The 11,129-nt window shown below is 66.8% G+C and carries 9 protein-coding genes; 5 read left to right on the forward strand and 4 right to left on the reverse strand.

What is annotated here, in order from left to right:
• The first annotated feature begins 224 nt into the window (after positions 1-224).
• Positions 225-1,460 carry a glutamine-hydrolyzing carbamoyl-phosphate synthase small subunit gene (gene carA / locus K9U41_RS10770; protein WP_282640841.1) on the forward strand — a complete coding sequence of 412 codons (1,236 nt, stop codon included), beginning with the start codon at positions 225-227 and terminating at the stop codon, positions 1,458-1,460.
• A 67-nt stretch (positions 1,461-1,527) separates the two neighbouring features.
• On the opposite strand, the gene K9U41_RS10775 is transcribed toward carA, so the two are convergent.
• Positions 1,528-2,217, reverse strand: a complete 690-nt coding sequence (locus K9U41_RS10775; RefSeq protein WP_282640842.1) for a GntR family transcriptional regulator — start codon at positions 2,215-2,217, stop codon at positions 1,528-1,530.
• A 401-nt stretch (positions 2,218-2,618) separates the two neighbouring features.
• Between K9U41_RS10775 and K9U41_RS10780 the strand changes: the two genes are divergently transcribed.
• The 4 genes from K9U41_RS10780 (at position 2,619) to oxlT (K9U41_RS10795) (ending at position 8,120) form a co-directional block, all read left to right on the forward strand.
• Positions 2,619-3,083, forward strand: a complete 465-nt coding sequence (locus K9U41_RS10780; protein ID WP_282640843.1) for a CBS domain-containing protein — start codon at positions 2,619-2,621, stop codon at positions 3,081-3,083.
• Between the two features lie 301 nt (positions 3,084-3,384).
• Positions 3,385-4,614 (forward strand): formyl-CoA transferase, encoded by a 1,230-nt coding sequence (frc, locus tag K9U41_RS10785; protein WP_282640844.1) that lies wholly within the window; start codon positions 3,385-3,387, stop codon positions 4,612-4,614.
• Positions 4,615-4,720: 106 nt separating this feature from the next.
• Positions 4,721-6,022, forward strand: a complete 1,302-nt coding sequence (oxlT, locus tag K9U41_RS10790; RefSeq protein ID WP_282640845.1) for an oxalate/formate MFS antiporter — start codon at positions 4,721-4,723, stop codon at positions 6,020-6,022.
• A 787-nt stretch (positions 6,023-6,809) separates the two neighbouring features.
• Positions 6,810-8,120, forward strand: coding sequence for an oxalate/formate MFS antiporter (gene oxlT, locus K9U41_RS10795; RefSeq protein WP_282640846.1), 1,311 nt, complete (start codon positions 6,810-6,812; stop codon positions 8,118-8,120).
• Between the two features lie 164 nt (positions 8,121-8,284).
• Here the strand turns inward: oxlT (K9U41_RS10795) and K9U41_RS10800 are convergent, their stop codons facing one another.
• The 3 genes from K9U41_RS10800 to pgl form a co-directional block, all read right to left on the reverse strand.
• Positions 8,285-8,506: a hypothetical protein gene (locus K9U41_RS10800; RefSeq protein ID WP_282640847.1), complete on the reverse strand. Its 222-nt coding sequence runs from the start codon at positions 8,504-8,506 to the stop codon at positions 8,285-8,287.
• A 198-nt stretch (positions 8,507-8,704) separates the two neighbouring features.
• Positions 8,705-10,348, reverse strand: a complete 1,644-nt coding sequence (gene pgi / locus K9U41_RS10805; RefSeq protein ID WP_282640848.1) for a glucose-6-phosphate isomerase — start codon at positions 10,346-10,348, stop codon at positions 8,705-8,707.
• Between the two features lie 84 nt (positions 10,349-10,432).
• Positions 10,433-11,129: 6-phosphogluconolactonase (pgl, locus tag K9U41_RS10810; protein ID WP_349237845.1), on the reverse strand; the 697-nt coding region annotated here is incomplete at its 5' end.

The following is an 11,129-nucleotide window of genomic DNA, read 5'->3' on the forward strand; positions in this document are numbered from 1 at the left end:
CGTCGTCCTTAGATTGAAAGAAGGAATGGATCAGCGGGCGGGCCGGGGTGGCGGGTGGAGCAAAGGGGCTGGACCTGCCCGGCCGCAAGCCTTCGGCTCCCTCAGGAACACCAGCCTGCGGAGGCTCGTTTCCTCCCCGGTCCCTCGACCGTCCGGCGCCGCGCCGCACAAATTCGGCGCGGGACGCTGGAAACGCGACGCGCGAGGCTCTATCTAGGCGATCCATGACCAACGAACAAGACCACGCCCCGACCGCGCCGGCCGAAGGCCGGGATGCGCGCCCCTCCGCCGAAGGCTGGAGCGAGCCTCGGCCCACCGCCGTCCTCGTCCTCGCGGACGGCACGGTCCTCGAAGGCTTCGGCATCGGCGCCGAAGGCCGCCTGGCCGGCGAGGTGTGCTTCAACACCGCCATCACCGGCTATGAGGAGATCCTCACCGATCCCTCCTATGCGGGCCAGATCATCACCTTCACGTTCCCGCACATCGGTAATGTGGGGACCAATGAGGACGACATCGAGACGGTGTCCATGGCCGCCGCCTCCGGCGTGCGCGGCGTGGTGCTGCGCACCGCCGTCACCGAGCCTTCCAACTATCGCGCGACCCGCCACCTGAATGAATGGCTCAAGGCGCGCGGCATTCCCGGCATCACCGGCATCGACACCCGCGCGCTCACCGCCCTCATCCGCGAGGCGGGCATGCCCAACGCGGTCATCGCCCATGCCGCCGACGGCGTCTTCGACATCGAGGCGCTGAAGGCGCAGGCGCGGGCCTGGCCCGGGCTGGTCGGCATGGACCTCGTGCCCGGCGTCACCTCGGCCCAGCGCTTCGGCTGGGACGAGACCACCTGGGAATGGGAAAAGGGCTACGGCCACCAGGCCGCGCCCCGCCACCACGTGGTGGCGGTGGACTATGGCGTGAAGCGCAACATCCTGCGCCTGCTCGCCCGCGCCGGCTGCAAGGTGACCGTGGTGCCCGCCACCACCTCCGCCGAGGATATCCTGTCCCTCCGGCCGGACGGCGTGTTCCTCTCCAACGGCCCCGGCGATCCGGCGGCCACCGGGGAATATGCGGTGCCTGTGATCCGCCGGATCATCGAGACCGGCGTGCCCACCTTCGGCATCTGCCTCGGCCACCAGATGATCGGCCTCGCGGTGGGCGGGCGCACGGTGAAGATGCACCAGGGCCACCACGGCGCGAACCATCCGGTCAAGGACCTCACCACCGGCAAGGTGGAGATCACCTCCATGAACCACGGCTTCGCGGTGGATCGCGAGACCCTGCCGAAGAATGCGGTGGAGACCCATGTCTCCCTGTTCGATGGGTCGAATGCCGGCATCGCCCTGGCCGACCGGCCGGTGTTCTCGGTGCAGTACCACCCCGAGGCGAGCCCCGGCCCGCAGGACAGCCATTATCTCTTCGACCGCTTCGTCGAGATGATCGGCAAGCACAAGGCAGCCTGACGGGCCTTCGCCAGATATGCAAAAGGCCGGCGCAAGCGCCGGCCTTTTTGTTTGCGTGGGGGGCCGCTCAGTCCAGGAAGTTGCCGTGCTCTGACACGTGGCGGGCGAGGCCCATGGTGTGCTCGCGCACCAGGCGCTCGGCAAGGTCCGGGTCGCGCTTCTCGATGGCTTCCACGATGCGGGTGTGGTCCACGATGGAGCGCTGGGCGCGGTGGTCCTGGCCGATGGTGACCTTGCGCACCCCGCGCATGTGCGGAAACAGGTTTTCCGTGGTCTCGGCGATGAGCTGGCATCCGGACATGCGGATGATGAGCTTGTGGAAGGCAAGGTTCGCCTCGGAATATTCCGAGACATATTCTTCCGGGTCGCGGTTGGCGAAAGCGCGGACGTTCTCGCGCAGCAGGCGGATCTCCGCCTCGCTGGCCCGCTCGCAGGCGAGCCGGGCGGCCATGCTCTCCAGCGCCGCCCAGACGGTGATCATCTCGATCACCTCCCGTTTGGTCTTGCGCACCACGAAGATGCCGCGGCGGGGCACGGAGCGCACGAAGCCCTCCTGCTCCAGCAGGGTCATGGCCTCGCGAATCGGCGTGCGCGAGACGCCGAGCCGTTCGGAGAGCTGGCGTTCCTCGAGGCGGATCTCCTCGGGGTGGCTGTAGATGTCCATCTCCATGATGGCCGCCTTCAGCGCCTTGTACGCCTTCATGCGGAAGCTCGATTCGGTCTCGATCGGCTTCACGTTGATATCCTGGTACGTCATCGCACCCTTTCGCCCCTGGCTGATCAGGTTCGCCGGACCGGCGCCGCGTGATTCCCGCCTTTGCCCACCATATACATCATATCGAATGGCAGCATGATTGCAGGTGGCAAGCAATGCCGCACCTGCTGTCCAGTTGCATTGCGGTGCAGCAAAGATATGGGTCGGTTCCTGCCGCGTTGCGCGTTGACAGAATGTATTTTGAATACCAGCATCTCTCCCAGAAGACGGGGCGGCCTGTTTGGCCCAAGCCCCGCCCGTGACGGCGAACACAGGGCCGGGTCCGATCAGGTCAAGCCGCCCTGATCGGTGAATCCGTTTGAACGTTTAGTCGAGGATGCGCCATCCGAACCGCTTGCATGGCAAGGGTTCAGCGTGCGCTCGATCCAGGGAGAACGCCGATGATGACCGTTGACGACATGCTGCGGGCCAAGCGCGATACCCGCATTATTACCTTGCGCATGCATGAAACCGTGGCTGACGCCGTATTGGTGATGAAGCGGGAGAATATCTCCTCCGTCATCGTCAAGGACGTGTGCGGCACAGAAGGCAACACCGTGGTCGGAGTCTTTTCCGAGCGCGATGTCACCCGCGCGGTGCTGGAGCACGGCGCCAATACGCCCAAGATGGTTCTCGCCAGCCTGCTGAAGCGGGACGTTATCAGTTGCGCTCTGGCCGACAGCATCGAGACGGTGCTGCGGCTGATGGTGGAGCACCAGGTGCGCCACCTGCCGGTGATCGAGGATTACAACCTCGTCGGCGTCATCAGCGCCACCGATCTCATGCGCCACTACCTCAAGGAAGAGGAAGCGGCCCTGCGCGAGCCGGTCAGCGCCGGCATGGAAGCAGGTCTCGCCGCCCTTAGGTGAGTCCTCACGCAAAGGGATTGCGGGGACCGAATGACGGTGCTACATTTTGTATCTGGCATACGTAATTCAGTACACAAAAGTACCGCGGACCACGCCCTCAGGGTCCAGTCCCCCGCCGGCAGAAGCCGGCAAACCCGCAAAAGAGAATCCGGCAAAGCCGGTGTTCCAGAACATGGCGCGCCGGCGACCGCCGGCAACCCAGCGAATGGCAAGCCGGTGAAAGCCGGTAACCCAGCGAACGGCAAGCCGGCGCAGACCGGCGGCTCCGCAAATCAGGGCAGGGAAATCCGGGAGTGGATGCATGGGCAAGGCGCTCGACGGCGTGCGCGTCCTGGACATGACGCACGTGCAGTCCGGCCCGTCCGCGACGCAACTTCTTGCGTGGCTGGGGGCAGAGGTCATCAAGGTTGAGATGCCGCGGCGCGGGGACATCACCCGTTCGCAACTGCGGGACAAGTCCAATGTGGACAGCCTTTACTTCACGATGCTGAACGCCAACAAGCGGAGCGTCACCATCAACATCAAGACGCCGCAGGGCCAGGAGGCCATGGGCCGCCTGATCGACGCCTGCGACGTGCTGGTGGAGAATTTCGGCCCCGGCGTGCTGGATCGGCAGGGCTTCGGCTACGAGGCCGTCCGCGCCCGCAACCCGCGTCTCATCTATGCCTCCATCCGCGGCTTCGCGGAGGGCGCCGGCGTGGATGCGAAGGCTTATGAGACCATCGCCCAGGCCATGGGCGGCGCCATGAGCACCACCGGCTGGCGCTCCGGCCCGCCCACCGCCTCCAGCGCCCAGATCGGCGATACCGGCACCGGCATCCATTGCGTCACCGGCATCCTCGCGGCGCTTTACCAGCGCACCGTCAGCGGCGAAGGCCAGAAGGTGGACGTGGCCATGCAGGACTGCGTGGTGAACCTTCTGCGCGTGAAGCTGCGCGACCAGCAGCGCCTTGGCGCCGGGCCGCTCACCGAATATCCCGGCGCCCCGGACGGGGAATGCGTCCCGCGGGCGGGCAACTGCTCCGGCGGCGGCCAGCCGGGTGCCGCCCTGCGCTGCGCGCCGGGGGGCGAGAACGATTATTGCTACGTCATCATCCAGCCCCAGGGCTGGGCGCCGCTGATGCGGCTGGTGGGCCGCAAGGACCTCATCGAAGACGCCAAGTTCGCCTCCCACGAGGCGCGGGCCCACAGGCTCGACCAGTGCTTCGAGATCATCGAGCGCTGGACCGCGAAGCGCACCAAGTTCGAAGTCATGGCCGCCCTGAAGGCCATCGACGTGCCGTGCGGCCCGGTGCTGTCCACCAAGGACATCCTGGAGGATCGCGCGCTCTATGACCGCGGCTTCCTGGTGGAGGTGCCGCATCCCGAGCGCGGCACCTATGTCACTGTGGGATCCCCCATCCATTTGTCCGCAAGCCATGTCCCCGTCGAGCGCGCGCCGCTCCTGGGCGAGCATACGGACGAGGTGCTGGCCACGCTCGGCTACACCCACGAAGAGATCGCCGGCATGCGTGCCGCCGGTGCAGTCTGACGGGAGAAAAACGCCCGTTTGAACATCCGCCGCTCCATGAGGGACAAAAAGAGGGTGGAGCGGTTACCAGCATCAAAAATATAAAAAGTCTCAAGGGGTAGGAAAAATGGTTGAAGCAGCAGTAAAGGCGCCTGCGACCAATCGCTGGCTGCAACTTGTCGCCGGTATCGTCTGTATGGTGGCCGCGGCAAACATCCAGTATTCATGGACGTTGTTCGTTCCGGAAATCGTCTCCACCCGCGGCTGGACGCGCGCCTCCGTGCAGGTGGCCTTCACCGTGTTCGTCGTGGTGCAGACCTGGCTGACGCCCATCGAGGGCTATTTCATCGACAAGTACGGCCCGCGGGTCATGGTGCTGGTCGGCGGCGTGTTCACCGGCCTGTCCTGGGTGCTCAATTCCTATGCCGAATCCCTCACCGCGCTCTATGTGGCGGCGGCTGTCGGCGGTATCGGCGTCGGCTGCGTCTACGCCACCTGCGTGAACGCCGCGCTGAAGTGGTTCCCGGATCGCCGCGGCCTCGCCGTGGGCCTCACCGCGGCCGGCTACGGCTCGGGCACCGTGCTCACCATCCTGCCCATCGCCGCCATGATCAAGACCAGCGGCTATCAGGAAACCTTCTTCACCTTCGGCCTGATCCAGGGCGCGGTGATCCTGCTCGCCGCCGGCTTCCTGCGGGCGCCGTCCAAGAACGAGGTGGTGTATTCGTCCACCGTGGCCCAGAGCCGGCGCGACTACACCCTGGGCGAGGCGCTCCGGACCCCGGTGTTCTGGATCATGCTTGTCCTGTTCGTTCTTACGGTGTCGGGCGGCCTCATGGCCGTGGCGCAGCTGGGCGTGATCGCCGAAGACCTCGGCGTGAAGCACATCAACGTCAACCTCTACTTCTTCGCCATGGCGGCGCTGCCCTTCGCCCTGATGCTGGACCGCATCCTGAACGGCTTCTCGCGTCCCTTCTTCGGCTGGATCTCCGACCATATCGGCCGTGAGAAGACCATGTTCTTCGCCTTCGCTATGGAAGGCATCGGCATCGTCGCGCTGGGCACGTTCGGCCACAATCCGTGGGCGTTCATCATCCTGTCGGGCGTGGTCTTCCTGGCCTGGGGCGAAGTCTACTCCCTGTTCTCGGCCACCGCCGCGGATACCTTCGGCTCCAAGCACATCGGCAAGATCTACGGCATGCTCTACACGGCCAAGGGCTTTGCCGCCCTGCTGGTGCCGCTCGCCAACATCCTGATGGAGGCGACGGGCACCTGGACCACCGTGCTCTACACGGTGGCGGCCATGGACCTGACCGCGGCGTTCGGTGCCCTCTTCGTCCTGCGGCCCATGCTGGCGCGCCACCACCGGATGAATGCCGAGGCAGCGGCGGCAGCGGCTGCGTCCGCCCCGCGCGAAGTGCCGGCCTGACACGCCAGATCCGACCGGGCGGCGCACCTGCCTGGTCGGCGCGTCAGGTTCTAGTTCCGTAAAGGATAAAGCAATTTCCGGTTGGCCTGCGGTGCAGGCTGACCGGGCCTCAAGTCGGAAGCCCAAGCCAAGGCGCGTGAACGATCAGGTCCGGACCCGGACGATCGGTGTGCTCTTTCCTTCGGCTTAGAGGGCGATTTACCGGGCCGATTGGTTCAATTGGCTCGGATCGCGCTCTAAGGGCTTCGCCCCACCTGCGCCAAGCGCCGGATGGGGCGACCGAACCCGTCCCTCCGCCGTCCCAGTGGCGGCCCCTCAAGCCCCGGCCTTGTGCCGGGGCTTTTTTTGTCTGTGCGCCGCTCGACCTCCCACACGAGATGCGTTGCCCGATCCCAGTGCGGCGCACTCCGGGCAGCGCGTGCTCTGGCGTCTCAGGTGAGGCGCTGTTGTGAGGTTTGAAGTCGATCGCGCTCACACGATTTATAAATCGGCGTTATGTGCACCTAAACGGAGACAATGTGAGAAATAGAGAAGAACAGGAGGTCGGTCTAAGCTTGGCCATTCCTGGCCATTCCTGGCAAAATCGGCTCTTCCGCTCCCGATCGTCGCTGAAAGCAAGGGTACGTATCGGTTACATAGCCGTTAAATGCATTATGTATACCGTATTTTTGATACACATTCCCCCGTGGTGCGCGAGCGGGCTCGGTCAAGAAAGCCCGCGACAAGAATGGCGACCGTCACGGGCCGTTCATCGCTTTCGATGATCCCCAGTGAGAAAGGGAAGGAAATGTCGCAGAATCTCTCGACGCCCGTGCGCGGGCCGTTGGGCGGACGGTGGATGCAGCTCGCCATCGGCGTGGTCTGCATGTCCATGATCGCCAACCTCCAGTATGGCTGGACCCTGTTCGTCGAACCGATGAACGAGAAGCACCAGTGGGGCCGCGCCGCCATCCAGGTGGCCTTTACCATCTTCGTCGTGTTCGAGACGTGGCTGGTGCCGGTGGAAGGCTGGTTCGTGGACAAGTTCGGCCCGCGGCCGGTCGTGTTTCTCGGCGGCATCCTGTGTGCGCTGTCCTGGGTGCTCAACTCCTTCGCCGACAGCCTCGCCATGCTGTACGTCTCCGCGGCCATCGGCGGCGCCGGCGCCGGCGCGGTCTACGGCACGGCCGTGGGTGCGGCGCTGAAGTGGTTCCCCGATCGCCGGGGCCTTGCCGCCGGCATCACCGCCGCGGGCTTCGGCGCCGGGTCGGCCCTGACCATCGTGCCCATCGCGGCCATGATCAAGGCGCAGGGCTACGAGCACACCTTCCTGTTCTTCGGCCTGATCCAGGGGGCTGTGGTGCTGGTGGCGTCACTGTTCCTGATGAGCCCGAAGCCCGGCCAGGTGCCCGCCGTCGCCGCCACCTCCACCACCCAGAGCCGTCGCAGCTATGGGCCGGGGGAGATGCTGAAGGCCCCGGTGTTCTGGGTCATGTACCTGATGTTCGTGCTGGTGGCGGCGGGCGGCCTGATGGCCACGGCCCAGCTCGGCTCCATCGCCAAGGACTTCAAGATCGCCGACGTGCCGGTCTCGATCATGGGCCTCACCTTGCCGGCCCTGACCTTCGCCTTGTCCATCGACCGGGTGCTGAACGGCGTCACCCGCCCGTTCTTCGGCTGGGTGTCGGACAATATCGGGCGCGAGAACACCATGTTCATCGCCTTCTCGCTGGAAGCGGTGGGCGTGCTGGCACTGGCCCATTTCGGGGCCGATCCGCTCGCGTTCGTGATCCTCACCGGCCTCGTCTTCTTCGCCTGGGGTGAGATCTACTCGCTGTTCCCGGCGACGTGCGGCGATACCTTCGGCTCGCGCTTTGCCACCACCAACGCCGGCCTGCTCTACACCGCGAAGGGCACCGCCTCGCTGGTGGTGCCACTGGCCTCGGTCGCGGTTGCCAAGCTCGGCAACTGGGACCTGGTGTTCATGCTGACGGCGGGCGTCAACGCCATCGCCGCGCTCATGGCGCTCTTCGTCCTGAAGCCCCTGCGGGCCCGCTTCGTGCTGGGAGCGGCGGCGAAGGAGAATTTGGAGGTCCCCAGCGCCAAGGTCGTCAGCTGAAGATGGCCCCATGGAAGGGGCGGGGAAACCCGGCCCCGACCTCGGGCTTCACTTTGGCCCTCCTACCCCGGGCCTACCTTGAGGGAGCGGCTTGCCGCTCCCTTCTTTTGTCCGCAGGGGCTTATGGAACCCGAGGGTCCCCGATCCGCCCCGCGGCGCCCTTATCAGTTGTGGCGGGGCGCGACGGCGACTTCGACGGCGCCGTTCGCTGCAGTGCGCACGGAGGCAAAGCGCGGCTCGGACGGCTGCAGCAGGACGTCTTCCACCGGAATGCCCATGCCGCCGGCAACCGTCATGTAAGGCTTCTGCGCGCTCAAGCCGGTAACCGCGAGCGAGAGCACAATGCCGAAAAGGCCGAAGGCCGTCAGTTCAAGCGCGTTCATCATCTTGTCTCCGGGCACCTCAAGTGCCACCCCGAATGAGCCTTCATGTGCGGTGCACCATCGGGATCGATCTCTTCATACCGCAGGCCGGGACTGATTTGGTATACATAATACGCATGGGGAGCCCCGCGTTGCTGCATAGCAGCATCACGCATGCGGTTGCGCACGGGAAGAACAAAATACCTTCCAACAGGGAGGCGATCAGTCCCGGGCGACAGCGTCGAGATGGGCGATCAGCCCCGATGTGGACGCCGACGCGCTGGCCGGCAGCGCCCCGCCGGTCACCGCGGGCAGCAACTGGGTGGCGAGTTCCTTGCCCAGCTCCACGCCCCACTGGTCGAAGGCGTTGATGCCCCACACCGCCGCTTCCACGAACACCCGGTGCTCGTAGAGCGCGATGATGCGCCCGAGGGTGAACGGATCGAGGGTGGCATAGGCGATGGTCACCGACGGGCGGTCGCCGGGGAAGGCGCGGTGGGGCGCGATCTCCGCCACCTTGTCCTCGGCGAGGCCCTTGGCCCGGAGCTGGGCGATCGCCTCCTCCAGCGTGCGCCCGCGCATGAGCGCCTCCGACTGGGCGAGGCAGTTGGCCACCAGCAGGTCCTGGTGATCCTTCAGCGCCGGCTCGTGGCTTTGTGCCCCGATCAGGAATTCCACCGGCACGATATCCGTGCCCTGGTGCAGCAGCTGGAAGAAGGCGTGCTGCGCATTGGTGCCGGGCTCGCCCCACACGATGGGGCCGGTGGGCCGGGCGACGGGGTGCCCGTCCCGCGTCACGCTCTTGCCGTTGCTCTCCATGTCGAGCTGCTGGAGATAGGCCGGCAGCCGGGCGAGGCGCTGGTCGTAGGGGATGATGGCGCGGCTCGGGAAGCCGCAGGCATTGCGATGCCACAGCCCGATGAGGCCCAGCAGCACCGGCAGGTTCTGGTCGAGGGGGGCGGAGCGGAAGTGCTCGTCCAGGGCCGCCGCGCCGGCGAGGAATTCGCGGAACCGGTCCGGGCCGATGGCGAGCATCAGCGGCAGGCCGATGGCCGACCACACCGAATAGCGACCGCCCACCCAGTCCCAGAAGCCGAAGATGCGCTCAGCCGGAATGCCGAAGGCTCCCACCTTGTCGAGCGCGGTGGAGACGGCGGCGAAATGGGCGCCCACCGCCTCCTCGCCCAGCGCATTCACGATGAAGGCGCGCGCGGTGGCGGCGTTGGTCATGGTCTCCACCGTGGTGAAGGTCTTGGAGGCCACGATGAACAGGGTGGTGGCGGGGTCGAGCCCCTTCAGCACGTCGGTGATGTGGGCGCTGTCCACGTTGGAGACGAAGTGGCAGCGCGGCCCGTCGTGGTAGGGCGCGAGCGCCAGCGTCACCATGGCCGGCCCGAGGTCCGAGCCGCCAATGCCGATGTTCACCACGTCAGTGATGACGCCGCCCCGCGCCCCGGCGATGCGGCCGTCCCGCACGCCCGCAGCGAAATCACCAAGGCGCGCCAGCGTCTCCACCACGCCGGGCTTCACGTCGATGCCGTCCACCTGGATGGTCTCGCTCGCCTGGTCGCGCAAGGCGGTGTGCAGCACCGCGCGATCCTCGGTGAGGTTGATGTGGTCGCCGGCGAACATGGCGTCGCGCTGCGCCTCGACCCCGCCGGCGCGGGCGAGGTCGAGGAGCTGGTTGAGGATGCCATCCGAGATGGCGGTCTTGGAGAAGTCGATGAGCAGGTCGCCATAGGCGACGGAAAAGCGATCGAACCGGTCCGGCGTCGCGAACAGGTCGAGGATGCGTCCCTCGCGGGTGGTCCAGGCGGTGGCGAGGGCCTTGAAGGCGGCGTCGGTCGCGAGGGCGTTGGACGTCATGGGCGCGAAATCTCCGTCAGGCCCTTTCGGGCGATGTGGGAACCCGGGTCGCGGGAAGGAAATGAGAGGCGAGCAAATCAGGCTTCAGGGACACCAGAGCACGTCGAGCGGCGCGCGGGCGTTGCCGAGCACGGCGCGGATGGGAAGGTCCGTCCCATCGCCGCCGGCCGCCGCCCGCTCCAGCACCGCGCGCTTGGTCGCGCCTTCGATGTGCAGCAGCAGCAGGTCGGCCGCGACCAGGGGCGGCAGGGTGAAGGTGATGCGCGGTTCGCCGGCCGCTTCGGCCCGCACCGCGATGAGGGGCGCCGTGCCGGCCGGATCGGTGGCGGCGGCGAGCGCCTGCGCGCCGGGGAAGAAGGAGGCGGTGTGCCCGTCATCCCCCATGCCCAGCACCACGGCGGCGAACGGGGCCGGCAGGGTGGCGACGGCAGCCGCGGCGTCCGCGAGGCCGTCTTCCGGCGTCGGCGCACCGGTGAAGAGCGGCACGAACCGGGCGGCAGCGGCCGGGCCTTTCAGCAGATGGCGCCGCACCAGCGCCGCGTTGGAGCGGTCCGACGTCTCCGGCACCCAGCGCTCGTCCACCAGGGTTACCGCGATGCGGCTCCAGTCCAGCGGGGCGCCGGACAGGGTCTCGAAGAAGCGCGTCGGGGTGCGGCCGCCGGAGACGGCAAGGCTCGCCGACCCGTCGCGGGCGAGGCGGGCGCGCAAAGCCTCCGCCACATGGGCCGCCAGGGCGCGGGCAAGGGCGGCGGGATCGCTGTAGGCGGCGAGGGCGAAGGGG

The sequence above is a fragment of the Xanthobacter autotrophicus genome (assembly GCF_029991245.1).
Lineage (GTDB): Bacteria > Pseudomonadota > Alphaproteobacteria > Rhizobiales > Xanthobacteraceae > Xanthobacter > Xanthobacter autotrophicus_C.

Coding starts and splice junctions, on each gene's coding strand:
- carA (WP_282640841.1), top strand. CDS start 225: ATGACCAACGAACAAGACCACGCCCCGACCGCGCCGGCCGAAGGCCGG.
- K9U41_RS10775 (WP_282640842.1), bottom strand. CDS start 2,217: ATGACGTACCAGGATATCAACGTGAAGCCGATCGAGACCGAATCGAGC.
- K9U41_RS10780 (WP_282640843.1), top strand. CDS start 2,619: ATGACCGTTGACGACATGCTGCGGGCCAAGCGCGATACCCGCATTATT.
- frc (WP_282640844.1), top strand. CDS start 3,385: ATGGGCAAGGCGCTCGACGGCGTGCGCGTCCTGGACATGACGCACGTG.
- oxlT (WP_282640845.1), top strand. CDS start 4,721: ATGGTTGAAGCAGCAGTAAAGGCGCCTGCGACCAATCGCTGGCTGCAA.
- oxlT (WP_282640846.1), top strand. CDS start 6,810: ATGTCGCAGAATCTCTCGACGCCCGTGCGCGGGCCGTTGGGCGGACGG.
- K9U41_RS10800 (WP_282640847.1), bottom strand. CDS start 8,506: ATGATGAACGCGCTTGAACTGACGGCCTTCGGCCTTTTCGGCATTGTG.
- pgi (WP_282640848.1), bottom strand. CDS start 10,348: ATGACGTCCAACGCCCTCGCGACCGACGCCGCCTTCAAGGCCCTCGCC.